Source organism: Desulfatibacillum alkenivorans DSM 16219 (assembly GCF_900142135.1).
Lineage (GTDB): Bacteria > Desulfobacterota > Desulfobacteria > Desulfobacterales > Desulfatibacillaceae > Desulfatibacillum > Desulfatibacillum alkenivorans.
Genome location: NZ_FQZU01000008.1, coordinates 21426 through 47500, shown reverse-complemented (window position 1 = coordinate 47500; position 26075 = coordinate 21426). Strand labels below are relative to the sequence as shown.

General features: G+C 56.5%; 23 protein-coding genes and 1 other RNA gene (1 of these 24 only partly in view). 2 read left to right on the top strand and 22 right to left on the bottom strand.

The window, feature by feature from the left end; all coding sequences use genetic code 11:
- The 19 genes from tyrS to BUE18_RS08760 all read right to left on the bottom strand — a co-directional run.
- A protein-coding gene (tyrS, locus tag BUE18_RS08850; RefSeq protein WP_073474975.1) for a tyrosine--tRNA ligase crosses the window boundary here: on the bottom strand, nucleotides 1–423 show its 5' portion. Its footprint begins 864 nt before the window's first position; the window shows 423 of its 1287 coding nt (coding positions 1–423); it begins with the start codon at nucleotides 421–423; its stop codon lies beyond the left edge, outside the window.
- A 27-nt stretch (nucleotides 424–450) separates the two neighbouring features.
- The gene (gene rny / locus BUE18_RS08845; protein WP_073474973.1) at nucleotides 451–2022 is read right to left on the bottom strand and encodes a ribonuclease Y; all 1572 of its coding nucleotides are present in this window, start codon (nucleotides 2020–2022) and stop codon (nucleotides 451–453) included.
- A gap of 235 nt (nucleotides 2023–2257) precedes the next feature.
- Nucleotides 2258–2444: non-coding RNA, 6S RNA (ssrS, locus tag BUE18_RS08840), on the bottom strand.
- Nucleotides 2445–2531: 87 nt separating this feature from the next.
- Nucleotides 2532–2837: a cell division protein ZapA gene (locus tag BUE18_RS28755; protein ID WP_073474971.1), complete on the bottom strand. Its 306-nt coding sequence runs from the start codon at nucleotides 2835–2837 to the stop codon at nucleotides 2532–2534.
- A gap of 28 nt (nucleotides 2838–2865) precedes the next feature.
- On the bottom strand, nucleotides 2866–3138 hold the full coding sequence (locus BUE18_RS08830) for a cell division protein ZapB (protein ID WP_073474970.1): 273 nt from the start codon (nucleotides 3136–3138) through the stop codon (nucleotides 2866–2868).
- 177 nt (nucleotides 3139–3315) lie between these two features.
- The gene (locus BUE18_RS08825; protein WP_073474968.1) at nucleotides 3316–3741 is read right to left on the bottom strand and encodes a F0F1 ATP synthase subunit epsilon; all 426 of its coding nucleotides are present in this window, start codon (nucleotides 3739–3741) and stop codon (nucleotides 3316–3318) included.
- A 29-nt stretch (nucleotides 3742–3770) separates the two neighbouring features.
- The gene (atpD, locus tag BUE18_RS08820; RefSeq protein ID WP_073474966.1) at nucleotides 3771–5189 is read right to left on the bottom strand and encodes a F0F1 ATP synthase subunit beta; all 1419 of its coding nucleotides are present in this window, start codon (nucleotides 5187–5189) and stop codon (nucleotides 3771–3773) included.
- A 51-nt stretch (nucleotides 5190–5240) separates the two neighbouring features.
- Nucleotides 5241–6128 (bottom strand): ATP synthase F1 subunit gamma, encoded by an 888-nt coding sequence (atpG, locus tag BUE18_RS08815; protein ID WP_073474964.1) that lies wholly within the window; start codon nucleotides 6126–6128, stop codon nucleotides 5241–5243.
- Between the two features lie 51 nt (nucleotides 6129–6179).
- Complete coding sequence (gene atpA, locus BUE18_RS08810; RefSeq protein WP_073474962.1) at nucleotides 6180–7697, bottom strand: F0F1 ATP synthase subunit alpha; 1518 nt, start codon at nucleotides 7695–7697, stop codon at nucleotides 6180–6182.
- Nucleotides 7697–8248: an ATP synthase F1 subunit delta gene (gene atpH, locus BUE18_RS08805; RefSeq protein ID WP_073474960.1), complete on the bottom strand. Its 552-nt coding sequence runs from the start codon at nucleotides 8246–8248 to the stop codon at nucleotides 7697–7699. Before atpH ends, atpA begins: the two co-directional genes overlap by 1 nt.
- The gene (gene atpF / locus BUE18_RS08800) at nucleotides 8245–8946 is read right to left on the bottom strand and encodes a F0F1 ATP synthase subunit B (RefSeq protein ID WP_073474958.1); all 702 of its coding nucleotides are present in this window, start codon (nucleotides 8944–8946) and stop codon (nucleotides 8245–8247) included. Before atpF ends, atpH begins: the two co-directional genes overlap by 4 nt.
- Nucleotides 8943–9377 (bottom strand): F0F1 ATP synthase subunit B, encoded by a 435-nt coding sequence (locus BUE18_RS08795; protein WP_073474956.1) that lies wholly within the window; start codon nucleotides 9375–9377, stop codon nucleotides 8943–8945. Before BUE18_RS08795 ends, atpF begins: the two co-directional genes overlap by 4 nt.
- A 181-nt stretch (nucleotides 9378–9558) precedes the next feature.
- Entirely contained in the window at nucleotides 9559–9954 is a 396-nt protein-coding gene (locus BUE18_RS08790; RefSeq protein WP_073474955.1) for a bactofilin family protein, read from the bottom strand.
- 25 nt (nucleotides 9955–9979) lie between these two features.
- Nucleotides 9980–11086, bottom strand: a complete 1107-nt coding sequence (rodA, locus tag BUE18_RS08785; protein ID WP_073474953.1) for a rod shape-determining protein RodA — start codon at nucleotides 11084–11086, stop codon at nucleotides 9980–9982.
- Nucleotides 11087–11094: 8 nt separating this feature from the next.
- The gene (gene mrdA / locus BUE18_RS08780; RefSeq protein ID WP_073474952.1) at nucleotides 11095–12990 is read right to left on the bottom strand and encodes a penicillin-binding protein 2; all 1896 of its coding nucleotides are present in this window, start codon (nucleotides 12988–12990) and stop codon (nucleotides 11095–11097) included.
- Complete coding sequence (locus BUE18_RS08775) at nucleotides 12983–13495, bottom strand: hypothetical protein (protein ID WP_073474950.1); 513 nt, start codon at nucleotides 13493–13495, stop codon at nucleotides 12983–12985. Before BUE18_RS08775 ends, mrdA begins: the two co-directional genes overlap by 8 nt.
- Nucleotides 13492–14328, bottom strand: coding sequence for a rod shape-determining protein MreC (gene mreC, locus BUE18_RS08770; protein WP_073474949.1), 837 nt, complete (start codon nucleotides 14326–14328; stop codon nucleotides 13492–13494). The genes BUE18_RS08775 and mreC overlap by 4 nt, the downstream gene beginning before the upstream one ends.
- Nucleotides 14329–14342: 14 nt before the next feature.
- Nucleotides 14343–15389: a rod shape-determining protein gene (locus tag BUE18_RS08765; RefSeq protein WP_015948382.1), complete on the bottom strand. Its 1047-nt coding sequence runs from the start codon at nucleotides 15387–15389 to the stop codon at nucleotides 14343–14345.
- A gap of 116 nt (nucleotides 15390–15505) precedes the next feature.
- Nucleotides 15506–17407 (bottom strand): ribonuclease catalytic domain-containing protein, encoded by a 1902-nt coding sequence (locus BUE18_RS08760; RefSeq protein WP_244549299.1) that lies wholly within the window; start codon nucleotides 17405–17407, stop codon nucleotides 15506–15508.
- A 320-nt stretch (nucleotides 17408–17727) separates the two neighbouring features.
- On the opposite strand from BUE18_RS08760, the gene BUE18_RS08755 reads away from it, so the two are divergent.
- Complete coding sequence (locus tag BUE18_RS08755) at nucleotides 17728–19491, top strand: formate--tetrahydrofolate ligase (RefSeq protein ID WP_073474947.1); 1764 nt, start codon at nucleotides 17728–17730, stop codon at nucleotides 19489–19491.
- 125 nt (nucleotides 19492–19616) lie between these two features.
- Nucleotides 19617–20735, top strand: a complete 1119-nt coding sequence (locus BUE18_RS08750; protein WP_073474946.1) for a radical SAM protein — start codon at nucleotides 19617–19619, stop codon at nucleotides 20733–20735.
- 141 nt (nucleotides 20736–20876) lie between these two features.
- Here BUE18_RS08750 and BUE18_RS08745 read toward each other — a convergent pair whose 3' ends face one another.
- The 3 genes from BUE18_RS08745 to BUE18_RS08735 all read right to left on the bottom strand — a co-directional run bounded on the left by BUE18_RS08745 (nucleotide 20877) and on the right by BUE18_RS08735 (nucleotide 25998).
- Entirely contained in the window at nucleotides 20877–22796 is a 1920-nt protein-coding gene (locus BUE18_RS08745) for a propionyl-CoA synthetase (protein WP_073474944.1), read from the bottom strand.
- Nucleotides 22780–23448 carry an acetate uptake transporter gene (locus tag BUE18_RS08740; RefSeq protein WP_073474942.1) on the bottom strand — a complete coding sequence of 223 codons (669 nt, stop codon included), beginning with the start codon at nucleotides 23446–23448 and terminating at the stop codon, nucleotides 22780–22782. The genes BUE18_RS08745 and BUE18_RS08740 overlap by 17 nt, the downstream gene beginning before the upstream one ends.
- Before the next feature lie 252 nt (nucleotides 23449–23700).
- Nucleotides 23701–25998 (bottom strand): sigma 54-interacting transcriptional regulator, encoded by a 2298-nt coding sequence (locus BUE18_RS08735; protein WP_170868306.1) that lies wholly within the window; start codon nucleotides 25996–25998, stop codon nucleotides 23701–23703.
- Between the last annotated feature and the right edge of the window lie 77 nt (nucleotides 25999–26075).

Here is a 26075-nt window from a genome sequence, read left to right as displayed (position 1 = left end):
CGAAAAATGGCGTCCAAAGTCCCGGAGGAATTCTATGTACTTGAGGCCTACCAGCCAATTGGCGTTGTTCTCCTGAACAGCGCCTTTATCAAAATCGATGAACCGGGCCAGTTGAGCCCGGATGCCCTCTGCGTTATTGTTTACGTCTTCCAGGGTGAGCAGCTGGCGCATTTCGGTCTTGCCGCTTGGATCGCCGACAAGGCCGGTCCCGCCGCCGACCAACGCAATCGGCCTGTGCCCCGCCCTTTGCATATGAGCCAGGGACATGATGGGCACCAGACTTCCCACATGGAGGGAGGAGGCCGTAGGATCGAACCCGATGTAGCAGGAGACCTGTTCTCCGGAAAGGAGATCCTCCAGTTCCTGGTCATGGGTGGTTTGCTCTATAAAGCCCCGTTCTTTCAGGGTTTGTAAAACATTCATTTTTATACCTTCGCCTTGATTAAAGCCTTACTTGCTGGCGTAGCTGACCGCTCTGGTCTCCCGAATGACGCAGACCTTGATTTGCCCCGGGAAAGTAAGGCTGTCTTCAATTTTTTTGGCAACATCCCTGGCAAGAAGAACCGACTGCTCATCGGTGATTTTTTCCCCCTGCACGATAATGCGCAACTCCCTGCCCGCCTGAATGGCAAAGGTGTTGCCGACGCCTTCAAAGGAATTGGCGATCTTTTCCAGATCCTCCAACCTTTTAATGTAGCTTTCAAACATCTCGCGGCGCGCGCCGGGTCTGGCGCCGGAGAGTCCGTCCGCGGCCTGGACGAGCACGGCCAGGACCGAACTGGGCGGAATATCCTCGTGGTGAGCGCCCACGGCATGGATAATTTTGGGAGACTCCCCGCATTTCTTACAGAGTCTCTGGCCAATCAGGGCATGGGGCCCTTCTTCTTCATGGTCCACGGCCTTGCCGATGTCATGAAGCAGCCCGGCCCTGCGGGCCTGCTTGACGTTCAGGTTCAGCTCGGAGGCCATGATTCCGCACAGGAACCCCACCTCTATGGAGTGCTGCAGCATATTCTGCGCATAGCTGGTGCGGTATTTCAGCCGGCCGAGATATTTGATCAACTCCGGGTGGATCCCGTGTACGCCAAGGTCGAAAGTGGCCTGTTCGCCGGATTCGCGGATCGTGTTTTCCACCTCGTTTTCGACCTTTTTCACCACTTCCTCTATGCGGGCGGGATGGATGCGGCCGTCCGCAATTAGGCGCAAAAGGGACAAACGGGCGACTTCGCGGCGAACGGGATTGAATCCCGACAAAATAACCGCTTCCGGGGTGTCGTCCACGATCAGGTCTATACCGGTGGCGGCTTCAAGAGCCCTGATGTTGCGCCCTTCCCGGCCGATGATCCTTCCTTTCATTTCCTCAGAGGGAAGATCCACGACGGACACCGTCTTTTCGGCCACATAATCGCCTGCGTATCTTTGGATTGCCGTAGAAATGATTTCCTTGGCTTTTTTATCGGCAATCTCATTGGTTTCCATCTCAATGCGCTTAATGAGCTTGGCCCCTTCGTGTCGGGCTTCGCTTTCCATGGCCTGGACCAATGTGTCTTTGGCCTGCTCGGCGGTGAGTCCGGCGATTCTCTCCAATTCCTGGGTCCTGGCTTCCAAAAGCTGTTGCGCCTGTTCCTCCTGGGCAGCCATTTTTTGTTCTCGTTTTACCAGTCCTTTTTCCCTGCCGGCGACGTCGCCTTCCTTTTTATCAAGCTGCTCCGCCTTACGGTCCAGATTTTCTTCTTTTTGAACCAGACGGGCTTCCAGTTGCTTGATTTCCTTGCGTGCTTCTTTGGCCTCGGCCTCAAAATCCGCTTTTGCCTGAAGAATTACATCCTTTGCTTCGACCTGGGCGGCCTTTAGAGTGTTTTCCGCGGCAATCCGCGCTTCATCCAGTATTTGCTCCGATTTGGCTTTCGCCCTGCCCAACTTATCTGCTGCGGCTTTTTTCCTGATAAGGGCATACACAATGATGCCCACAGCCACCCCGCCAAGGGCGACTAACAACACAACAATTGTATTTCCATCCATATGGTTTCCTCCCAAGCAGGCCGCAGCGTGAAATGTTGCGCAAATATCTAATGCGCCGTAAATCCATAAGATTTACGCCCCCAGCACGCGCGCCTGCCGGCGATTAAGTTGTTGAGGCTCCGGTAATGATTGGGAAGAGTCTGGAAATGAAACAGGCGAGACGACTTTGTATAAGTCAGCCGTAAAGTTGCCCTTATGGGCCTGCAAGAGAAGAAAGAACCCGTTTAAAAAGAGAAAAGCCCCCGCACATTGCCGTGTCCGGCAAAATCCTTGAACCTGTTTTGCACAGGTGGGAGCCTCCCAACATCATTAGGCTTTTCCGTACATTGCGGAACTTGCACACAGAGTACTGGATACCGGCTCCCTTTCGATAAAATGTTGGAGCAAGGGATTTTTGCCGATCACGCACACGGCAGGGGCTCTTCTCCTATAAAATTTCATAGAACCGACTGCGCCCATGCCTAAGACGCGGCTTATACGCCGCCGCTTTTAGGCGTACTCGACCCCCCTCATTCTTCCCCTCCGGGTCCCTTATTTTCCATTCGTTGCAACAGTTTTTCTGACCGGGACCCTATTTGATCCAGAAACCCTTCATGGGACTCTTTAAGTTCCAAATAAGAGTGCGCAAGGTCCAACGCTGCAAGCACCAGGACGCCCATTTTATTAGCAGCCGTATTCGGTCCGTCCAGCGCTTTGCTTGCCGCCTGGACTTTATGGGCCAAAAATTCTGCGGCTCTTTTGGCTTTTTCCCGGTCACCCTGAGTTTCAAAGGTAAAGTTTTGTCCCAGGATCTCTATGTGTAGCTGTCCATCCAACGACGTTTACAGCTCCCTTATGTCTCGCCTACTCGATGTTATACTCTTCTTCCTGTTCCTGTTCCGTGCCTATTGACTCGTTAACCCGGGCCAGAAGGCCGTCAATACGGGACCGCACCAAATTCCGTTCTTCTACGAGCTTTTGTTCAGCTTCAGACTTTTGCAACAACTCCTCGGCCAGAGAATTATTGCTGGCCTCCAGTTGGGCATTGTGCCGTTTTAACGTCTCGCACTGCTGAATGAGTCCGTTAATTTTGCTCTCTAACCTATCGAATTCTTGAAAGATGCTTGCCTCGTCCAAAATACCTCCTATTCTCCCGAGCATGGGCGGAGTATAACGACCCCTGCAAATATAAGTCAAGCGGTTTTTCTCTATGCGTTAATGCGAGCCTATAAACGCAAAAAGGGGGCGGTCACGCGGCGGCAACCAACCCCCTGATTTTTGGTCCGCTCAAGCAAAGAGATTGAGCGGATGTTTTTATTGAAAGCCGTCCATTTTTCTGGATTCGGCAAGGCTCATGCGGGCTTGAGCCCTGGCAAGAGCGCGCTTGGCCCTTTCAAAGTCCACTGCGGTCTCCTTGGATTCGAGCCTTTTCTGGGCTCTCTCCAAAGCCAATCTGCAGCGATCCGCATCAATGTCGCAGCGACGTTCCGCGGATTCGGCCAAGACAGTGACTTTGTTGGGCAAAGTTTCTGCAAAACCGCCGTTGATAAAGACCGCACGCACCTTTCCCGTCTCGTCCTTGAAGTTCAAGGTACCCAGCTTCAAGGTGGCGAGAAAAGGGGTATGACCGACCAGGACGCCGAACTCGCCTTCGCTGCCTGGGGCGGTTACGGTCTGAACAGTCTCACTTACCACGATCTTCTCGGGCGTGACTACTTCGAGTAAAATATTGCCAGCCATAATATCCTCTTTTTTATGCGGTCATGCCGCTAGGCGGCTTCTGCCATGGCCTTGGCGTTTTCGATAGCTTCTTCGATACCGCCGACCATGTAGAAAGCGCGTTCCGGCAGGTCATCATGTTTTCCTTCCACGATTTCCTTGAAGCCGCGAACGGTGTCTTCCAGCTTTACGTATTTGCCGGGCTTGCCAGTGAAGTTCTCGGCCACGAAGAAAGGCTGGGACAGGAATCTCTGGATCTTACGCGCCCTGGCGACGGTGATCTTGTCTTCGTCAGACAGTTCGTCCATACCCAGAATGGCGATGATGTCCTGGAGTTCCTTGTATTTCTGCAGCATCTGCTGCACGGTGCGAGCGACTCCGTAATGTTCGTCGCCCAAGTAACCCGGGTCGAGGATGCGGGACGAGGAGTCCAGGGGATCCACGGCGGGGTAGATGCCCAACTCCACGATTTGACGGGAAAGAACGACGGTTCCGTCCAAGTGAGCAAATGTGGTTGCGGGCGCGGGGTCCGTCAAGTCGTCAGCAGGCACGTACACGCACTGGACAGCCGTAATGGAGCCCTTGTCCGTGGAGGTGATGCGTTCCTGGAGTTCGCCAAGGTCGACGGCCAGAGTAGGTTGGTAACCAACCGCGGAAGGCATACGGCCGAGCAGAGCGGAAACCTCGGAGCCGGCCTGGGTGAACCGGAAAATGTTATCAATGAAGATCAGCACGTCCTGACCTTCCTGATCCCGGAAATATTCGGCGGAAGTCAGAGCGGACAGAGCCACGCGGGCGCGGGCTCCGGGGGGCTCAGTCATCTGGCCGTAAACCAGAGAAGCCTTGGGAAGAACGCCGCCTTCCTTCATTTCGTGGTAAAGGTCGTTTCCTTCACGGGTTCTTTCACCAACGCCCGCGAACACGGAGATACCGCCGTGCTGCATGGCGATGTTATGGACCATTTCCATCATGATAACGGTCTTGCCGACGCCAGCGCCGCCGAACATGCCCATTTTGCCGCCGCGCGGGAAGGGCACCAGCAGGTCGATAACCTTAACGCCGGTTTCAAGAACGCGAACCGTGGTGTCCTGTTCGGTGAACTTGGGAGCTTCCCTATGGATGGGCAGCATTTTTTCCTGGCTGACAGGACCCAAGCCGTCCACGGGGCGGCCCACAACGTTCAGCACGCGGCCGAGAACGGCCTCGCCGACGGGCATCATGATAGGATCGCCGGTGTCCTTTACGGGCATGCCGCGAACCAGACCGTCGGTAACGTCCATAGCAATGGTGCGGACCACGTTATCGCCAAGATGCTGAGCCACTTCGACAACCAGGTTGTCGGGTTCGTCGTTGATGGTCGGGTTGGTGATAAGAAGCGCGGTCAGGATGTTGGGCAGGTTGCCCTGCTCAAACTCCACGTCAACCACCGGTCCCATAACCTGTGTGATTTTTCCTATGTTCTCTCCCATCAAAAGACCTCCTAAAGTCTATTGGAAAACCGTTTGGTATTATTTTATGTGTTAACCCTTGAGGGCCTCAGCGCCGCCCACGATATCCATAAGCTCCGTGGTGACGGCGGCCTGCCTGGCCTTGTTGTACATCAGCGTCAACTCGTCCAGCATGTCGTTGCAAGCCTTGGTGGCGTTGTCCATAGCTGTCATACGAGCGGCTTGCTCACTGGTGGAGGTTTCCAACAGCGCCTTGTAGATCTGAACGTACACGTTGCGAGGCAGCAGGTCTGCCAAAAGAGCGTCTGCAGAAGGTTCGCAAATGTGCTCAGGGAGGTAGCCCTGATCTTCTTCTTCAACCACTTCCTCAGCCTCGATAGGCGGAATGGGGATGATTTGCTGCAGAGTCGGCACTTGCTTGCCCATGCTGACAAATTCGGAGTAGACGATGTGCACTTCGTCATACTCTCCGTCCAGGAACTTTTGGATATAGACGGCGCCGGAGTCGGAAGCCACGCTGAAACCGAACTTTGCACCCACCACTCCCAGGTGTTCCTGAATTCTGTTATATCCTTCCTTTTTGGCCCAGTCGCGTCCCCTCTTGCCGAAGTTGACCAAGTCAAATTCCACGTCCGAGTCCAGCCCGGCCAGGAAGTCTTCAGCCTTTTCGATCAGGTTGATGTTGAACCCGCCGCAGAGGCCGCGGTCAGACGTGCACAAGACCAGAAGGATTTTCTTCACCTTATCCCTAGGCGTAAGAAGAGGACTTGCGTCTTCCCCCGCCCGTTCAGCCAGGCTGCCCAGCACCTGTCCGAACTTGTCGGCGTAAGGCCTGAAGGCTTCCATTTTCAGCTGGGCGCCGCGGAGCCTGGAAGCAGCCACCATGTTCATAGCCTTGGTGATCTGCCTGGTCTTTTTAACGCCGGATATTTTGTTTTGAACATCCTTTAAGCTTGGCATATTTACACCTTCTTCCCGTTCCGGGGCTCAGGGCCCCGGCGAGAGTCATTTTTACTGGATGGTATCCTGAAATTCCTTGCCATACTCTTCCAAAGCCTTCTTGAGCAACGCGTCGGTTTCGTCGGAAATCTTGCGTTCCTTGGCTATGGCGCCCATGGCGTCAGGGTACTTGCTTTCCAGGAAGGAATACATGCCGGCTTCGTATTTAGCCATGCTGTCCGCAGGGAAAGCATCCAGGAAGCCATTTGCGCCGGCAAACAGGATAGCGACCTGTTTTTCCAACGGAAGAGGAGCGTACTGGGGCTGCTTCAGGATCTGCACCAGGCGCTCGCCGCGCTTCAGCTGCTTCTGGGTTGCTGCGTCCAGGTCGGACCCGAAAGCGGCGAAGGCTTCCAGTTCACGGAACTGGGCCAGGTCCATACGCAGGGTGCCGGCCACTTGCTTCATGGCCTTTTCCTGGGCGGCGCCGCCGACGCGGGAGACGGACAGACCAACGTTGATGGCCGGGCGAACACCGGCGAAGAACAGGCCGGGTTCCAGGTAAATCTGGCCATCCGTAATGGAAATAACGTTGGTGGGAATGTAAGCGGACACGTCGCCGGCCTGGGTTTCAATGATAGGCAGGGCGGTCAGAGAACCGGCGCCCAATTCATCGCTCACCTTGGCGGCGCGTTCCAGCAGCCTGGAGTGATTGTAGAAAATGTCGCCGGGGTAGGCTTCACGTCCGGGCGGACGACGGAGCAGCAGGGAGATCTGACGATAAGCGACAGCCTGCTTGGAAAGGTCGTCGTAGATGATGAGGGCGTGTTTGCCCTTATCGCGGAAGTATTCGCCCATGGCGCAACCGGCGTAAGGCGCCAGGTACTGGAGGGTTGCAGGGTCGGAGGCGCAAGCGGAGACCACGGTGGTGTATTCCATGGCGCCGTATTTTTCCAAAACCGCCACAACCTGGGCGACCGTGGACTTTTTCTGTCCGCAGGCCACGTAGATGCAGTAGATGTCCGTGTCTTTCTGGGCGAGAATGGCGTCGACCGCAACCGCGGTTTTGCCAATCTGACGGTCGCCAATGATGAGTTCGCGCTGACCGCGTCCCACCGGGGTCATGGCGTCGACAGCCTTGAGGCCGGTGTAGCAGGGTTCGTGCACGGACTTCCTGGCGATAACGCCGGGAGCCACCATTTCCACCATACGGGTTTCGGTGGCGTCCAGAGGACCTTTGCCGTCGATGGGAGCGCCCACGCCGTCAACAACACGGCCAAGCACGGCTTCACCAACGGGCACCTGGGCGATTTTCCCGGTCCGTTTGACCATGTCGCCCTCTTTGATGTGGATGGTTTCGCCCATAATGGCGACACCCACGTTGTCCTCTTCCAGGTTCAACACTAAACCAAGGATGCCCCCGGGGAATTCCACCAACTCCAGGGCCATGGCCTTTTCAAGGCCGTAGACGCGAGCAATGCCGTCACCGACGGAAAGCACGGTCCCGGTCTCGCTAAGATCCACTTTCTTGTCGTAATCCTTGATCTGCTCCTTGATAATCTGACTGATTTCCTCGGCTCTAATTTCCATCAGACCGCCTCACTCCTTTTTAAAGTTTCTTTTAAGTTGAGTAACTGTGTCCGGATACTCCCATCAAGGACCAAGTCCCCTATTTTGGTCACTATGCCGCCGATGAGAGCGGGGTCTTGCGAGACCGTAAGCACGACCTCTTTGCCCGTGAGCCGGCCCAGTCCCGAACGTATCTTCTCTATGGTTTCGTTCGACAGCTCAGTAGCCGCCGAGACGCTGGCGCGAGCGATTCCCTTGAGTTCGTCGGCCATTTCTTTGTACTCACTCGTAATGACGTCTAAAAACCCGATCCGCCCCTTATCGAAGAGGAGCAGCAGATAGGATGCTGTTACAGCTGAAACCCCGGATTTCTCAACCACGGAGCGCAATAAGGCCTGACGCCCCTTGGCTTCGTAAATGGGGTTGCTGATGGCGGCTTCCAAATCCGGGTTGGCCTTGAGCAAGGAGGAGAACGCCTCAAGTTCCTCGCGATAGACCTCTGCCTGCCCGTCCTCCTTGCCAATCAGGAGCAGAGCCTTTGCGTAACGTCTTGCCACCTTTAGATTTTTCACTGAGTCACCACCTTATCTAAGTATTCACCCACGAGCCGGTCCTGATCCTGCTCGGTAATGTTTTTGGCAATAAGCTGCTCGCCCATGGCAATGGCTTTTTCCAGGATTTCCGCCCGGAGCCTTTTCTTGGCGTCGGCTACTTCGTGCTCCATGTGGCGCTGCGCCTGATCGGTCAGCCTGTCGGCGGCCTTTCTGGCCTCGGCCAGGATCTTTTCCCTGGCGGCTTCGCCCTGGGCTACGTAGTCATCCACGATCTTTTGGGCTTCGCCCTCAAGATTCTGCAGCCTTGCATTGATGGCGGCGACTTCCTCGCTGGCGGCTTTCCGCCGGGCTTCCAGGTCGTCCAGTTCTTTCTGGATGTCCTCGATGCGCCCGGTCAGAGCGGCGCCGGCGGGCTTACGAACAACCCAAAACAAAAACCCGAAAAGAATCGCGAAGTTCAGAACCTTCTGATAATCGATGGCTTTCCAGGTTTTCCAATCGGAGGCGCCGTGTCCGCCTTCTCCTCCGTGAGCGGCTTCGCCATGGGCAGCGTCTGCATGCACTGCTTCCGCATGAGCGGTTTCACCATGGGCGGCGGCCTCTCCATGGGCTGTAGTCTCACCGGCCATTGTCCACGGAGCGAAAATCAACACGGCTGCGAGGCAAAGCCCCAGCCATGCTGTCTTCTTCCGAGGTAAAGCCTTTAACAACTTCATGATAAAGCCCTCCCTAAAATCTTTTCCCCAATGGTTGCAGCAAAGGCGTCAACCTCCTTTTCCAAGGCGGTTTCCGCATTCTTTACCTCACCGGCAATTTTTGCCCGCAATTCTTCCAGATCCTTGGCAGCTTTATCATTAATTTCGTTAATGATGCCTTGTTCCTGTTCCGTTGCCTCGGCGACGATGGCTTCCTTTTTGGCCGCCCCCTCGTTTTTGGCTTTCAACAGGCTGGTGGACAGGGTTTGCTCCTGCTCCGCAGCCTTTGTTTTGTCCGTTTCAATTCCCCTAGCCAGGCCGGAGAACTTGGTCTTCCGTTCCTGGAGCCCCTTACGAATGGGTTTGAAAAGGACCATGTTGAGAACCACTACCAAGACCAGGAAATTGATAATCTGCCATACGACAGTGATGTCTGGGATAACTTTAATCATACGAATTTCCTTCTTGCCCCGCAGATAGTTAAAAATAAAATAAAATTCAAGAACTTATCTACCGCGGCGTCCCGCGCAGGCTAAGCTCGTGAAATTTTCCACTACCCAATTAAAGACGCGGATGTATACCACCGTAAGTCGGGAATTGTCAAAAAGTTTTTTTCGAAACCCGACTTTGCGTCTAGAGTGCATTCTTTTTCAGAGGGAGTTCCACCGTCTTTTCCGATTTGGATTCTTTGTTTTTCATGGAGCAATTTCCATGAAAAAGGGCGCCGCTTTCAATGGTCACCACCGGGGCGACGATATCGCCTTCCACTCTTCCGCTTTTTTGAATTTCCACACACGTGGAGGCTTGGATCATTCCGCGCAGGGTTCCGGCGACCACCACCTTGCCCACTTCCAGATCGCCTTCCACAACCGCTTTTTCCCCCACCACGATTTCTCCGTTCGTGCTCTTGACCCGACCATTGATTTCCCCATCCACCCGGATGGTTCCGTCAAAGGTCAACTCCCCTTCGAATTTGAACCCCTCTCCGATAAAGGTGTTCATGGGCACGTTGACTTTCTTCTGTTTCATGCAACTCTCCTTCGTGTCCTACTTGTTATTCGAACAGGAACCTGCGCATGCTTATGTTCAGCAGCAGGCCTAACCCCATCATGATCGTGAGCACGGACGATCCTCCATAGCTTACCAGAGGCAAGGGCACCCCCACCACCGGCATGAGGCCCATGACCATTCCCACATTAATGAAGACCTGCCAGAAAATCATGGCGGTCACGCCTGTGGCCAGGAGGGCTCCGAAAGGATCCCGGGAGCGGTACGCGATGTTCAGCCCCCAGATCATCAGCATCAAAAACAGGAATAAAAGAACCAGGGAGCCTGCCAAGCCCCATTCTTCGGCGAAAACCGAAAATATAAAATCCGTGTGCTGCTCCGGCAGAAAAGCCAGGGACTTTTGGCTGCCCTGAAGATATCCCTTGCCGGTGAGCATGCCCGAACCAATGGCGATCTTGGACTGTATAATATGATATCCAGCCCCCAACGGGTCCCGGTCCGGGTCCAAAAAGGTGAAAATGCGCTCCTTTTGATAGGGCTTGAGGCCGTAAATCCAGGCGATCGGGCCGATGGCCGCGCAAAACGCGGCCAGCCAGGCCATGGTTCGCTTTCGGATGCCCACAAAAAGCGTCATGGCCCCTCCCACTAGCATAACCAAAAGCCCGGTTCCCAGGTCCGGCTCCATAAAAATGAGCACAAAGGGAATCAGCATATATATAAACGGTTTTATGAGATCCACAAAACCGAGGCCGCCGGTGCGGATGTTCTGCGAATAATGATGGGCCAGAACCACCATGATAGCCAATTTTGCGAACTCGGACGGCTGGTAGGTAAAAGGCCCCAGGCTCAGCCATCTGACCGAGCCGGAAATCTTCTTCCCGACCACCAATACCAGAATCAGCAGAAAAAGGCTAATGGCGTAAACGACCCACACCCAACGATCCAGTACATTATAATGAGGCAAAAAGCAAATGATCATCGCGCCCAGGCCAATGCCGAACCATGTCAACTGCTTGTAATAAATTCGAATTTCAGCCGGATTGGCGCTGGAGGCTACGGCGCTGTACAAGGTCATGAGCCCCACCCCCATTATAATGAGGATGAGGAGCAAAAGCCCCCAATCAAAATACTGCAGCAGTCTTCTATCAAACATGGGCGGCGTCACTCCCTGTCTTGCAAGTCGGTTTCATCGAGATTTTCCGGCGTTTCCGCCGGGGCGGAGGCGTCTTTTGCGCCGGGGGGATTCTTTCCGTCCAAATACTCCTTGATTATATCCCTGGCCAGGGGGGCGCAGGCCGTTCCGTGCCCGCCGTGCTTGATAAAAACCGCCACGGCTATTTTGCAGTCTTCCCTGGGCGCATAGGCGATGAACCATGCATGGTCCTGGTACTTGATTTTGTCGGTCAACTCGTTCAGGAATTTATCCCGATCCTTCCGCCCCACCACCTGGGCCGTTCCGGTCTTTCCCGATATGGCCAGCGACTCGGAGCAGATGCCCCGGGCCGTCCCGCGGGAGCCGTTGACCGCCCCCCACATGCCATCTCGGATCAGTTCCAGGTTGGCCTTGCTTGCCGGCAGCTTTCTTCTTACGGCCGGCGAAAAGGTCTGGATGACGTCCCCTTCCGGGCTTTCCACCCGATCCACCATGATCGGGCTGTACAGAGACCCTCCGTTGCCGATGGCGGCGGCGAACAGGGCCATTTGCAATGGGGTGGTCAGGTTTGCGCCCTGGCCTATGGCTACGGACAGGGTTTCGCCCTGGTACCAGGGTTTGTTGTAAACGCGGCGCTTCCACGCCTTATCCGGGACCACGCCCGGCGACTCGTTGCCCAGGCCCAGGCCCGTAACCTGGCCCAGGCCGCATCCCCTGGCGTATTCGGCTATCTTATCCACGCCCACTTCCAGGCCGACCTTGTAAAAGAAGACGTCGCAAGACTGGGCGATGGCCTCCGTAACCTCCAAAGTCCCATGCCCCCAGTGCCTCCAGCATCTGAAATAGCGATCTCCGAATTTCAGGCGGCCCGAGCAGTTATATTCCGTATGGCTGTCGATTTTCCCTTCTTCCAGGCCGGCCATGGCAGTGATCATCTTGAAGGTGGAGCCGGGGGCATAGCCTCCGTGGATGGCCTTGTTTTCCAGCGGATGATCCGGATCCCTGATCAGCTCATTCCACTGCTTTTGGGTCATGCCGTCCACAAACAGGTTCGGGTCGTACGTGGGGCTGGACACCATGGCCAAAATTCTTCCGGTGTCGGCCTCCACTGCCACGATAGCCCCGGGACGGCCGTCCAGAAGCGCTTCCGCCTTTTTCTGGAGGCGCATGTCCAGGGTGAGGAAAACATTGGCGCCCGGCTTCGGGGGGACGGTGTCCATAATCCGCACGGTCCGGCCCCTGGCGTCGGCTTCCACCTGGCGGCCTCCGTGCCTGCCGGCCAGGTAGGACTCGAATTCCTTTTCCACGCCGTATTTGCCGATAAAGTCGCCGGGCTTCCGGTTGGGATACGAACCGCTGCGCAATTCATCCAAGGAAATCTCGCTCAGGTAGCCCACAATATGGGCTGTGGTGCCCTGGCCGGGAAAATGCCGCTGGGGCTTGACCCGCACCACCACGCCCGGCAGTTCGTACCGCCTGGCTTCCACGATTCCCAAGACGTCCCGGCCCACGTCCCCTTTTATAAGGACCGGCTTGAATGAGGCTGCTTTGCCGATCTTCTTTTCGATTTCCGCCTGATCCATTTCAAGGAGAGAGGCCAAAAGAGGCAGAATGGCGTCCCGGGGTTTGGCGTCCCGGGGAATCAGGCAAATGTCAAAGCGCGGGCGATTGTCCGCCAGGATCTCCCCGCGGGAGTCCATGATCCGCCCCCGGGTCGGATCCAGGCTTTCCAGGCGGATGGCGTTGTTTTCCGAAAGCTGGTGAAGCCGCTCCCCCTGAAAGACCTGAAGATACACCAGCCGAAGGCCGAGCACGCCAAAAGCGACGGCGATGAGGAGCATGGCGTAGGTCACTCTTTGCCTGCACCACTCCGTCCAAACCTCCCTGGAGGTGATATCATACAAAGCGCTCTCTCCTGTCCTGGCGCTTGGTTTCCCGTTCTACAATCGAATTGTGCACCCAGATGACCAGCGGCCCGGTGACAGCCCCGGAGAGCGCCGCCGCTCCCGATTGTTTAAGGCTTTCGATCAGGACGTCCGGCCGGGATTTTAAAAGGAACACGCATAAATGCAAGAAAGACTCCTGGAAAAGCACCCCGCCTCCGCAAAAAAGAGCCATAAAGATTATATTGTCCGCGTGGAGAAAGGAAGGGAGCCAGCGTGCGGCGACGTAGACCCAGCAGTAGGTTACGAAGTAGTACCAGGGCGGCGCTCCTGAGTATACGTCCATGGCCAGGCCGCAGACGACGGCGATGATGACGCCTTCTTTGAGGGGCCTGAAAAGCCCCAGGCCCAGCACGAAAACAACCATCATGTCGTATGAGGATAAAAGCGGGACCGCCTGGCCCGGCGACGTGGTTTGAAAGACCACGATGAACAGCCCCATCATTATTTGCAGAAAGTAAATCATGGCATCTCCTGCTCCGGAGGAGGCTCGGAGTTCAGCAGGACCAGCACCTCCTCAAGCCGGGAAAAGTCCACAAAGGGAGTGACCACAATTCCCTGAAACATTCCCTGCTCCGCTTTTCGCACGCGGGAGACCACGCCCACGGAGATCCCCGGAGGGAAAACCTTGTCCATCCCGGAGGTGACGACCATATCCCCCAGGTTCACGTCCTCCTGCTGCATGACGTATTTAAACTGGCAGGGCCCGTCGGCGGCGCCCTCCAATATGCCCCTGGCGCGGGTGCGGGCCACTCTGGCGTCCATGGCGAAGTTGGGGTCCGTAATCAGCAGGACTTTGCTTTGGTATGGGGAGACGTCAATGATTCGGCCCACCACGCCTGCGGGCGCGGCCACGGCCAGCCCCGGCTCCACGCCGTGTATGCTGCCGCGATTGATGTAGATTGCCTGAAAGGTGTCCGAAGGATCCTCGGCCGTAACCAGGGCGGTCACGACCCGGCCTCCTTCGTCCTGAGCGAAGCCCAAAAGGTTTTTCAAACGGGAATTTTGGCGCCTGGTTTCCCCGCACTCATGGACAATGAGTTGGAGGGACTCCACTTCGCGCCGGAGCTCCTTGTTTTCCCGAGCGGTTTCAACCAAGTCGAAATAATTGGTCCAGGTGGTGGAGACAAAGGAGGAAATCCTGGTGAATCCTTCCTGAAAAGGAGCGATGAGCACCTGGAAGACGCTGTCGGCCGGGTGCTCCTGACCGCCTCTTGCGCCAAAGGTGGGAAGAAGGACAACGGTGAACATAAAAAAAAGAATCAAAGCCAGCGCTGTGCCCATCTTCTTTGAAAACATATTTTGAGCCCGCTTTAGTTGATAACCACCTGCCTGAGGATTTCAATGTCGTCCAATGCCTTGCCGGAGCCCAGGGCGACCGTAGACAAGGGATCGTCGCAGACGGTGATGGGCAGGCTGGTTTCCTCGCGCAGCAGCTTGTCCAGATTTTTCAACAAGGCTCCGCCGCCGGTCAGGGTGATGCCGCGGTCCACGATATCGGCCGCCAACTCCGGAGGAGTTTGTTCCAGGGCGATCTTGACGGTTTCCACAATGGCGTCGATTTGCTCCGAAATGGCGATGCGCACTTCCTCGGAATCAATGGCCAGAATTTTCGGAATGCCCGAAACCAGGTCCCGGCCTTTCACTTCGATGGTCTCGATATTTTCCGGGTCGGGATAGGCGTTGCCGATCATGGTTTTGATGGCTTCAGCCGTCCTGTCCCCAATCAGCAGATTGTACTTGCGTTTGATGTATTGGATGATGGCCCGGTCCATTTTATCGCCGGCCACCCGCAGACTGCGCTTGTAGACGATGCCGGCCATGGATATGACCGCTACTTCCGTTGTGCCGCCGCCAATGTCCACCACCATATTACAGGTGGGCTCGGTGATGGGAAGGCCCGCCCCGATGGCCGCGGCCATGGGCTCCTCGATCAAATACACTTCCCGGGCGCCCGCCTGGCGCGCGGATTCCTCCACGGCCCTTTTTTCCACCTGGGTGATGCCGGAAGGCACGGCCACCACGATGCGCGGCCTGACCGGCCACCAGCGGCGGTTATGGACTTTGGTGATAAAGTACTTGAGCATGCGTTCGGTGACGTCAAAGTCGGCTATAACGCCGTCCCGCATGGGGCGGATGGCGCGGATGTTGCCGGGAGTCCGGCCCAGAGTCCGTTTGGCTTCGGTGCCCACTTTCAGGACTTCCTCCCGGTGTCTGCGGGGATCGTAGCGCACGGCCACGACGGAGGGTTCGGAAAGGACTATCCCTTTGCCTTTGACATAGACCAATGTATTGGCGGTGCCCAAATCAATGGCCAGGTCGTTGGAAAATAAACCATGGATGGCGGTCAGAAAATTCATATGTCACCTTTAGCAAGCAACTCAGCATATCTACAAATAAGCCAAATGCTTATCCGTAACACCTGATTCAGGAATTTTCAAGAGATTTATAACTCTTGTCATTATTCAATAAAAGGTCAGGCCAACTCTACGGCAAGGTATTGCTCCCGGGGGTCCACCTTGACGATCCGCAACTGAACGGCATCCTGCGGCGCCAGGCTGGGATCAGAGGCGACGGGCAGCGTGCACTCCACCAGGCAATCGGTAAGCAGGGCCACAAACCGGTCCTTTCTGCGCTCCAGAATCATGCCCGGCTCGGTCTTCCCCAACTTGGTTTCCAGGTATTTGAGGATCCAGTATCGGTTTCTCACAAACTGGACCCGCGAAACCTTGGATAGGGGAACTTCGGAATTGGCGATAATGTTCTCCACCTCTGTTTGGGTGTATTTCTTGTCCAGCCCCAATACCCCCCGGATTTGCCTTTGCACCGCCAAATCAAAATACTTGCGTATGGGGGAGGTGGCGGTCACGTAGGCGTCCACGCCAAGGCCTGAGTGGGGTTCGGGTTTGGGGCAAAGGATGAAGCGGGAAAGGTGCCGCCTTTGCATCCAATTTTGATACAGAGTGCCGTTATCCCGGTCAAACAAACGGAGGCGCGGCTCGGGCTGAGCCCGAAACACCGCGGGGCTTCCATGATCCGCCAAAAAGGCGGCCATAAGGCGATTGGCCAGGATCATGAACTCCGAAACCAGGATTCTGGAGCGGCTTTCCCGATTGACCTTGTGAAGGGTTACGTTTTTCTCCTCATCCAGCCAGATGTTGATTTCCGGCAGGGAAATGAGGACCGCGCCGTCGTCCAGCCTTTTTTCCCGGAGCTTTTCCGCCAGACCGGACAGGGCTATGATCTCCTTGTCGTCACCGGCCATCATATTCACTTCATGATAGGTGAGCTGGCGGCGCACCCGAACCAGGCTGGGGCAGATCTCGTAGTCCAGGACTACGGCGTCCCGATCCAGGCGGACCATGACGCTGATGGCGGGCCGGACCTGGTCGGCCTTGAGGCTTAGGAGGCCTTCCGCCAAAAGAGGCGGAAACATGGGGATTTTGTCGTCCGGCATATATATGGAGCTTGACCGGGCGAAGGCCTCCTGATCCAGAAGGGAGTCCCTTTCCACATAATGGGAGACGTCGGAAATATGGATTCCCACCCTAAAATAATCGCCGTCCATTTCCAGACTGAGGGCGTCGTCGTAGTCCAGGGTGGCCTGGCCGTCTATGGTCAGCACGGGCAGCCCCGTGAAGTCCCTTCTTTGGCTGGTGTCGGTTCTGAAACCGGACCCGTTGGCCAGGGCGTTGGCTTCCTGGGAGATCTCCGGGGGAAAGTCTATGGGGACGTCCATGCGGTACAGGTCCAGGTTGGCGTGCTCGTCCCAGACTCCCAGGCGGATGAGAAATTCGAACAGCCCGTTGTTGGGATCAATCCCGGCGGCCTGAGCCATTTGCCTGCCCAGGTCGTAAGTGGGGCTGTCCTTTTCAAACAGGTAGAGGCTCCGCATTATGGAGACGAACTGCTCTTTGTCGGGAGGCACTTCCGGGTTTTCCTGGCCGTAAACCCGCTGCAGCCATTCGCCCCCTTCCTGGACCACGGCGGCGCGGCGCGCCATCTCCTGTTCCTGGATTTGAATCTGCTCCACCTTTTCCGGGCTGTGGGGCAAAAAACGGGTTACATCAAACTTGAAATACACCCGGTCATTAAAAAAAGCACGGATGACGGCGGAGACGTGATCCGGCTCCGGGGAAACCCCGAAAGCCAAGCCGGCCATGGTTTCTGCATCGATCCACTGTTCTTCTTCATGGACCACTTCCCACAGGTCATAGACGTTCACTTGGGCCTTAAGAGCCTCTCTCCGGGCGGACGTTTCGGACAGCAGGTCCACAAGGCGGTCCCGTCCCATCTCCGGGTCCAGGCGTCCGGACACGCAAAACAGGCGATGCTCCGACACGCTCACCTCGCGATTAGCCTGAGTGAGTAGCCGCACCTTCTGTTTTTTCGCCTGCATTATGACCGCGCAAATTACTTTTTTCCGGTCGATATATTCTATTAAGGTTCCAAGTTCCATGTTTAACACGAACATAACAACGGGCATTCGGAAAGTCAATTAAAGCTGTGCTTCGGAGCGCATTCCTGTCCGCATTCTTTTAAAATAGCGTTGCAAAGCCCTATTTGCCATGGTATGGGAAATTCCCGTGACATATAGTAAAGGTGGAAAACCTGGGAATTACGGTCAGATTATGAACCTGGGGATAGGTATGCCCGGGTTCAATTTGTGCACAAAGAAACCTTTAAGGAGGAAACAAAATGGCTTACAACGCAGTGGAAATGGCAGACTGGCAGATTTCTGAAGCTGCTGAAGAGAACATGCCTACTCCCGAACAATGGGCGGAAAAACTCGGACTCCAGAGCGACGAAATGCTCCCCATGGGCCGTCTGGCAAAAGTCGACTTTCTGAAAATCATCGACAGGCTGAAAGACAGACCTGACGGAAAGTACATTGAAGTAACCGCCATCACTCCCACCCCCTTGGGAGAAGGCAAAAGCACCACCTCCGTCGGCCTCATGGAAGGCCTTGGCATGCGCGGCAAGAACGTGGGCGGCGCCCTGCGTCAGCCCTCCGGCGGCCCCACCATGAACGTTAAGGGCACGGCGGCCGGCGGCGGAAACTCCCTGCTCATCCCCATGACCGAGTTCTCCCTGGGTCTCACCGGCGACATCAACGACATCATGAACGCCCACAACCTGGGCATGGTCGCCATGACCGCCCGTATGCAGCACGAGCGTAACTACAATGACGAACAGCTCCAGCGTCTGACCGGCATGCGCCGCCTGGACATCGACCCCACCCGCGTGGAGTTCGGCTGGATCATCGACTTCTGCGCCCAGGCCCTGCGCAACATCGTCATCGGCCTCGGCGGCCGTTTTGACGGCTACACCATGCAGAGCAAGTTCGGCATCGCCGTCGGTTCCGAGCTCATGGCCATCCTGGCCGTGGCAACCGACCTGGCCGACCTGAAAGAGCGCATCAATAATATCACCGTGGCATTCGACAAATCCGGCAAGCCCGTCACCTGCGGCGACCTGGAAGTCGGCAACGCCATGGCCGCTTTCATGCGCAACACCATCAACCCCACGCTCATGTGCACCGCCGAGTATCAGCCTTGCTTCGTGCACGCCGGCCCCTTCGCCAACATCGCCGTGGGCCAGAGCTCCATCATCGCCGACCGCGTCGGCCTGAAACTGTTCGACTACCACGTAACCGAGTCCGGCTTCGCCGCTGACATCGGATTCGAGAAGTTCTGGAACGTGAAATGCCGCTTCTCCGGCCTCAAACCCCACGTTTCCGTTCTGACCTCCACCATCCGCGCCCTGAAAATGCACGGCGGCGGACCCAAGGTCGTGGCCGGCAAGGCTCTGGACGACGCTTACACCAAGGAAAATTTGGAACTGGTGGAAAAGGGCTGCGAGAACATGGTGCACATGATCGGCGTTATCCGCAAAGCCGGCATCAACCCCGTTGTCTGCATCAACCGTTTCTACACCGACACCGACGCCGAGTGCGCCATCGTCCGCAAGGCTGCTGAAGCCGCCGGCGCCCGCTGCGCCGAGTCCAAGCACTGGGAAAAGGGCGGCGAAGGCGCTCTGGAATTCGCCGACGCTGTGATCGAAGCTTGCGAAGAAGACAACGACTTTGACTTCCTGTATCCCCTGGAAATGAAACTGCGCGACCGCGTCAACAAGATCGCCACCGAAGTTTACGGCGCCGACGGCGTTGACTGGGCTCCCGAAGCTGCGGCCAAGGCCGAAATGCTGGAAAACGATCCCAAATACGCGGACTTCGCCACCATGATGGTCAAGACCCACCTGTCCCTGTCCCACGACCCCGTCAAGAAGGGCGTGCCCAAGGGATGGCGTCTGCCTATCCGCGACGTGTTGATCTACTCCGGCGCCAAGTTCCTGTGCCCCTGCGCCGGCACCATCAGCCTCATGCCCGGAACCGGCTCCAACCCGGCCTTCCGCCGCATTGACGTGGATCCCGCAACCGGTAAGGTCTCCGGCCTGTTCTAATACCGCGTTCATCTGACTGAGTTCATCTCAGACAAGTGTATATAAAACGCCCGGGGAGAAATCTCCGGGCGTTTTTTAATTGTCCGGCTGGACGGATAAAGCCTTTTTCAAACAGGCTGGACCCTATGATCTTCAAGCCCAAACCCCCTCCCCTTACAAAAATTTATGTGGAGCCCACCACTTTCTGCAACCTGAGCTGCCCCATGTGCATGCGCCATTGCTGGGAAGAGCCCGGGGGCGCCATGACCTGGGATGTTTTCCAGCGCATGATGAAAAGCGCACGCCAGATCAGGACCTTGAAAAGCTTCAGCTTCTGGGGCATTGGCGAACCCCTTATGCACCCGGATATTTTCCGGATGATAAACGCCGCAAAAAAGATAGGCGCCCAAACCGAAATGATCTCCAACGGCCATCTTCTAACCCCTGAGCGCTCCAAAGATCTCATCAAGTCCGGCCTTGACGTCCTGATAGTCTCCCTGGAGGGGACGTCGCCTGAATCCTATGCAGAATCCAGGCAATCGGATTTCCACTTGCTGATGGAAAACATTGATGCGTTGAACAAGCTGAAGGCGAAAGCCTCCTGCCCTAATCCCAAGCTGGGGCTGGAATTTGTGATCACAGCCAAAAACATTCATGAGCTGCCAAAATTGCCTGAGGCGGCCCGGCGCCTTAACGCTGTTTTTCTGATCATAAGCAATCTTCTGCCTTACGGCGACGAGCCCTGTGAAGACATTGCGTACTGGCTGGCCACAGGGGATTTGAACCACTGCAAGGTTCCCGTGGGCCATTATCCTGAGCTAAGACTTCCAAGAATAGACGCAAGGCCCCAATTCACAAGGCCGGTGGAAGCCTTGAAAAACATCCCCCCTTACAACAAACAGGCGGTGGAATTCAACGCCCCGGGATTTTGCCCCTTTGTGGGCAGGGGAGGGATTGCCGTGCGCTGGGACGGCTCCGTAGCCCCGTGCGTTCCCTTGATGCATTCCCACAGATGCTGGATTCACAACCGTCGCAAGACGGTAACCCAGTACCATTTGGGCGCCGTAACGGATCAGGGCCTGGATCAAATCTGGAGGCTGAAGGAATACGTTGACTTTCGAAAACGGGTCCTGACCTGGGATTTTCCTCCCTGTATTCAATGCGACTGCTGCCTGGCCGAGGAAAACAAGGAAGACTGCTGCGGCTCCGCCTTTCCTGCTTGCGGCGACTGCCTGTGGGCCCATAACATAGTGGTGTGCCCTTAATTGGATTGCAGTATACAAAAGCCCGGAGCGCGAAAGCGCTTCGGGCTTTTTTTGTTTTTTCGGCCCGCCCTGGGGGAGGACGGGCCGAAAAACAGGCGTTAATACCTATGGGGGTGGGCGTCAAAGAGGGGTTCCGGGCCGTCAGGAGGGAGTTGCATCAGCCCGGGCGCTGGCATAACCTATAGTATTCAATGCGTTTTCAATCTCCTTGAGAATGGACGGATCATCGATGGTGGCCGGCATGCGGTAGGACTTGTTGTCCGCGATCTGCCGCATGACTCCCCGGAGAATTTTTCCGGACCGGGTTTTGGGCAGGCGGTCCACCACTGTGGCGGTTTTGAAGGCGGACACGGGTCCTATGCGTTCCCGGATCATTTCCACCACTTCCTTGACAATCTCGTCATTGCTGCGGGTGACCCCGGCGTTCAGCACCAGGAAGCCCAGGGGCAATTGTCCCTTCAGGGGATCTTCCACCCCCAGCACGGCGCATTCAGCCACGTCCGGGTGATCCGCCAGAACTTCCTCCATGGCGCCTGTGGACAGGCGGTGCCCGGCGACGTTGATGATGTCGTCGGTGCGGGCCATGACGTAGATGTATCCGTCCTCGTCGATGTATCCTGCGTCGGCCGTGGTGTAATATCCGTCAAAATCCCGCAGATACTTGTTCACAAAGGCCTGGTCGTTGCCCCACAGGGTGGGCAGGGTTCCCGGAGGCAGAGGGAGCTTGACCACCAGGGCGCCGATCTGGCCGGCCGCCGCCGGGCGGCCCATTTCATCCAGCACCTGGACGTTCCAGCCGGGAACCGCCTTGGTGGGGCTGCCGTATTTGACCGGAAAATGATGGAGGCCCATGCAGTTGGCTGCAATGGCCCAACCGGTTTCGGTCTGCCACCAGTGATCGATGACCGGCACGCCCAGGTTGTTTTCGGACCAGGTGATGGTGTCGGGATCGGAACGCTCGCCGGCCAGAAAGAGAATTTTAAAATGGGACAGGTCGTAGTCTTTCATGAGAGCGGCGCCGGGGTCCTCTCTTTTGATGGCCCGGTACGCCGTGGGCGCCGTAAACATGCACTTGACCTTGTGTTCGGAAATGACGCGCCAGAATACGCCGGCGTCGGGCGTTCCCACGGGCTTGCCTTCGAACAGGATGGTGGTGCATCCTTTAAACAGGGGGGCGTACACAATGTAGGAATGGCCGACCACCCAGCCCACGTCCGAGGCCGCCCACCAAACGTCGCCCTCGTCCACGTCGTACACGGCTTTCATGGACCATTTGAGGGCCACCATGTGGCCGCCGTTATCCCGCACCACGCCCTTGGGCTGTCCGGTAGTGCCGGAGGTGTACAGGATGTACAGGGGATCCGTGGCCAGGACGGGCACGCAGTCCCTGGGGGAGGCTTTCTCCATGGCCTGGGTCCAGTCCACGTCCCGGGAGGGGTGCATGTCTGCCGTCTCCATGGGCCTTTGCAAAATAATGCAATTCTTGGGCTTGTGCTCGGAGATTTCGATAGCCGCATCCAACAAGGGTTTGTAGGGGATGACCTTTTTGCCTTCAATGCCGCAGGAGGCGGAGACAATGGCCTTGGGCCTGGCGTCGTTGATGCGGGTGGCCAGTTCGTTGGCGGCGAAGCCCCCGAAAACCACGGAGTGAATGGCGCCCAGGCGGGCGCAGGCCAGCATGGCTATGGCGGCTTCCGCAATCATGGGCATGTACAGAACCACCCGGTCGCCCTTTTCCACGCCGCAGTCGGCCAGGACGCCTGCAAACAGGGCGACTTCGTCCCGGAGCTCGGCGTAGGTGTATTTTTTGATGGTGTTCGTAACCGGGCTGTCGTAAATCAGCGCAACTCTGTCTCCGGCGCCTTTTTCCACATGCATGTCCAGGGCGTTATAGCATGTGTTAGTTACGCCGCCGGTGAACCACCGGTAAAAGGGCTTGTTGGAATCGTCCAGAACCTTGTCCCATTTTTCGTACCAGAAACACTCCTCGGCGTGCCTGCCCCAGAATGCTTCCGGGTTTTCCAGGGACTCCCGATAGGCTTCATCATATGCTTGCGTCATTCTCGCCTCCTTGCGTCTGCTCCTTGGCCACATAGGCCATGTCTTTCGGAATCTGTCCGCCGCCGGCATGGGAGGCCGCCGAAGCAGGGGGACTGATCCAGGGTTTGCCCAAAGGCAGGATGGTCCGGCCGAAAACCTGGGTGTAAATGGCGGAGGCCATCATGTACCAGGCCGCCAAAGCGCAGAAAATCAGGTCGATTGCGGCCACTTTGGTCAGGGCCGGAAATCCGAAATGAGCCAGATCCAGCAGGATAAAACCGATTAACAATGTCGTGAAGGTAATGGCCATGGCGCCGTGGATGCGCATGGCGCCCACCCACATGATGGCGGTGTACAGGGTCCAGGCCACCAGGAACATGCCCACGTCCTGGGCGCCGGCTTTATAAATATTAAAGTGATTTAAAAGAAAAATGATGCCCAGTGCGATCCAGAATGCGCCGTAGGAGACAAAGGCGCTGTATCCGAAATTGTTTCCGCACTTGAATTCCTGATAGCCGGCGATGAGTTGGGCCATGCCTCCGAAGGCCAGGCCCAAGGCCAGCACCGGGCCTATTCCGCATATTCCCAGATTATGAAATTGCAGGACCAGGGTGGTGAGTCCGAAACCTGCCAAACCAACGACTGCCGGATTTCCTTGTTGAGTCTGTGACATGATGGCTCCTTCCTTGTTTTTGGGTGGGGGTGGGATGCTGCAGCCTACGCCCACCTATAAGGCAAAGGGTGTGCCAACGCGAACAGTCAAATATAAAAAGCTGATTTTAAAGCATATAAACAGCAAAAGCAGGAGGCTCTTCAAAATCCGGAGATTGGGACATTATTTTCCCAATTGTGCGATATTCAGACATAAAAACTTGTTTTAACTGCAAAAAGAAAGAATAAGACAAAAATGTCCCATAATGGGTTTTTAAAGCCCGTATTCCTTGATCTTCCGAAATAAGGTCCGCCGATCCACCCCCAAGATCTCCGCCGCCCGGCTCCGGTTCCACTTATACCGCTCCAGCAACTGGAGGATGTACTCCCGCTCCGCCGCGGCCGCCACCTCCTTGAGGGTGGGCTCCTCCTTGCCCAACAGCTTAGGCAGGCGGACAGGAGAGGCAGGCCTGGCGCCTTTGGGGGCGCCGGATCCCGGCGAGGAGTCGGCCAGGCTTTGGGGGGCGGTTTCCCGCAGGGTCGTAAAACGGTGAACGGCGCTTTCCAGTTCACGCACGTTTCCGCGCCAATAGGCCTTTTGCAGGCTTTTCAAAAAATCGGGCGGCATGGGTGGGACGGGCTGATCCCCGGCGTATTTTTCCATGAAATGCCGCACCAAAAGGGGAATATCCTCCCTGCGCTGACGCAAGGGGGGCAGGTGGATGGGCAGGATGTGGATGCGGTAGAAAAAGTCTTCGCGCAGCGCGCCCTGCTCCATCAGATCGAATAGATCCCGGTTGGTGGCCGCCACAAAGCGGATGTCCGGGTATAAGGTTTCCCGTCCGCCCAGGGGCGTATAGCCGTCCCCGGCGATGGCCCGCAGGAGCTTCACCTGCATGGCCGGCGGGATTTCCCCCACCTCGTCCAGAAACAGGGTTCCTTTGTCGGCCGAGGCCAAAAATCCGGGCTTGTCCTGATCGGCGCCGGTGAAGGCCCCTTTTTTGTAGCCGAAAAACTCGCTTTCTATCAGATTAGGGGGAATGGCGCCGCAGTGCACCGGGATAAAGGGGCCTTGGGCGCGTTGGCTCATTTCGTGGATGGTTCTTGCGGCCAGCTCCTTGCCGGTGCCCGACTCCCCGTAGATAATGACGCTGGCCGTGGAAACCGCGGCTTTCAGGATGGTTTCGTACACCTGCTCCATGGCCTCGCTTTTGCCGATGATGCTGCCGAAGCGGCCCGACCTTTTGATGGAGGAGCGCAGGCGGATATTCTCCTCCCGCAGTTGGGCCTCGCTTTTGCGCAAGGCTTCTTCGGCCGTTTTTCTATCCGTGATGTCAATGACAATGGACTGTTTGCAGGAAGCGCCGTCCCCCGCCTCCCTCACGGGGGTGTCCACGGAGTAATACCAGCGGCCGTCCAGGGGCCCCAGGAATTCCTGACGCACGGTTTCGCCGTTGGCCGCCTGGTCCATGGCGCATCGTTCGCAGGGGGAGTCCTGACCGTAAAGCGCCTGGTAACATAACTCACCGACGCAGTCCTTGCCCAGGTGTTGCTGCAATTTCTTATTGGTGAAGGTAATCCGGTAATCCTGGGTGCAGGTGTAGATGAATCCCTCGAACACCTCGATGATGGCGCTCAAACGCGCCTGGCTGTCGCGGAGGGCTTTTTCGGTCCTTTTCAAATCGGTGAGGTCGAACAAAACCCCGCGGGAGCCCACAATCCTCCCTTGGTGAAGCACCGGACTGGAATACATCATGGCCGGGAACTGCGATCCATCCTTCCGAAGAGCCGTGTACTCGTTGGGGGATATGACCTCGCCTTTCAAAAGCCTGGAAAATATTTGGCCGATGCGTTTCCTGTCTTCCGGCGAGACCATCTGAATGGCCTGAATATCCCTCTCAATATCCTCTTGCGCATATCCCAGGGTGCGGAGGCCGTGCTTGTTTATGAACACCAGCTTGCCCGGCCCGTCTATTTCGAACACCGTCTGAGGCAGCAGGTCCGCAAGCTCCCGAAACCGCGCCTCGCTGGCCCTGAGGGCTTCCTCGGTCTTTTTCCGGTGGGTCATCTCCTCGGTCAAATGGGCGTTGGCCTCTTCCAAAGCCTGGGTGCGCTGCCGGAGGGCTTCCGTACGCGTGAGGACAAGGTCTTCCAGTCGCTCGGAATAGTCCTTGTTCTCCCTTTTCAGCCTGGAGTGCTCCAGGGCCCGCTTGACGGAGTTCTCCACCACGGCCATGTCCAGAATGGGCTTGGTGATGTAGTCCACCGCCCCCAGCCTGGAAGCCTCCACCGCATCCTCCAGGTGGCCGGTCCCTGAAACCACGATCATAGGAGTCTCCGGAGCAATCTCCCTGGCCCGGGCCAAAAACTCCAAGCCTCCCATGCCCGGCATGGCGAGGTCCACCAAAACGGCGTCCGGCCTGCACTCCAGCAGCACATCCAGGCCTTCCAGACCTGCATCCGCCTGATAAGCAATAAAGCCCAGGTCTTCAAAATAATTGCCCAAAGCCTTGCAGATGGCTTCGTCGTCGTCAATTATCAATACGGACATTTGACCGGAATAGGGATCCATTCTTGCATCCTGAAGGCGAAGGAGGGAATAAGAGGAGGCGCCTTGCGGCCCCATGGGGCGCCTCGCATTTATTCTCC

What these genes read in the sequence shown, in the direction of transcription:
- rny (WP_073474973.1), bottom strand. Translation starts at nt 2,022, where the DNA reads ATGGATGGAAATACAATTGTTGTGTTGTTAGTCGCCCTTGGCGGGGTG.
- BUE18_RS08825 (WP_073474968.1), bottom strand. Translation starts at nt 3,741, where the DNA reads ATGGCTGGCAATATTTTACTCGAAGTAGTCACGCCCGAGAAGATCGTG.
- atpD (WP_073474966.1), bottom strand. Translation starts at nt 5,189, where the DNA reads ATGGGAGAGAACATAGGAAAAATCACACAGGTTATGGGACCGGTGGTT.
- atpG (WP_073474964.1), bottom strand. Translation starts at nt 6,128, where the DNA reads ATGCCAAGCTTAAAGGATGTTCAAAACAAAATATCCGGCGTTAAAAAG.
- atpA (WP_073474962.1), bottom strand. Translation starts at nt 7,697, where the DNA reads ATGGAAATTAGAGCCGAGGAAATCAGTCAGATTATCAAGGAGCAGATC.
- atpF (WP_073474958.1), bottom strand. Translation starts at nt 8,946, where the DNA reads ATGAAGTTGTTAAAGGCTTTACCTCGGAAGAAGACAGCATGGCTGGGG.
- BUE18_RS08795 (WP_073474956.1), bottom strand. Translation starts at nt 9,377, where the DNA reads ATGATTAAAGTTATCCCAGACATCACTGTCGTATGGCAGATTATCAAT.
- BUE18_RS08790 (WP_073474955.1), bottom strand. Translation starts at nt 9,954, where the DNA reads ATGAAACAGAAGAAAGTCAACGTGCCCATGAACACCTTTATCGGAGAG.
- rodA (WP_073474953.1), bottom strand. Translation starts at nt 11,086, where the DNA reads ATGTTTGATAGAAGACTGCTGCAGTATTTTGATTGGGGGCTTTTGCTC.
- BUE18_RS08775 (WP_073474950.1), bottom strand. Translation starts at nt 13,495, where the DNA reads ATGATTTACTTTCTGCAAATAATGATGGGGCTGTTCATCGTGGTCTTT.
- mreC (WP_073474949.1), bottom strand. Translation starts at nt 14,328, where the DNA reads ATGTTTTCAAAGAAGATGGGCACAGCGCTGGCTTTGATTCTTTTTTTT.
- BUE18_RS08765 (WP_015948382.1), bottom strand. Translation starts at nt 15,389, where the DNA reads ATGAATTTTCTGACCGCCATCCATGGTTTATTTTCCAACGACCTGGCC.
- BUE18_RS08755 (WP_073474947.1), top strand. Translation starts at nt 17,728, where the DNA reads ATGGCTTACAACGCAGTGGAAATGGCAGACTGGCAGATTTCTGAAGCT.
- BUE18_RS08750 (WP_073474946.1), top strand. Translation starts at nt 19,617, where the DNA reads ATGATCTTCAAGCCCAAACCCCCTCCCCTTACAAAAATTTATGTGGAG.
- BUE18_RS08745 (WP_073474944.1), bottom strand. Translation starts at nt 22,796, where the DNA reads ATGACGCAAGCATATGATGAAGCCTATCGGGAGTCCCTGGAAAACCCG.
- BUE18_RS08740 (WP_073474942.1), bottom strand. Translation starts at nt 23,448, where the DNA reads ATGTCACAGACTCAACAAGGAAATCCGGCAGTCGTTGGTTTGGCAGGT.
- BUE18_RS08735 (WP_170868306.1), bottom strand. Translation starts at nt 25,998, where the DNA reads ATGGATCCCTATTCCGGTCAAATGTCCGTATTGATAATTGACGACGAC.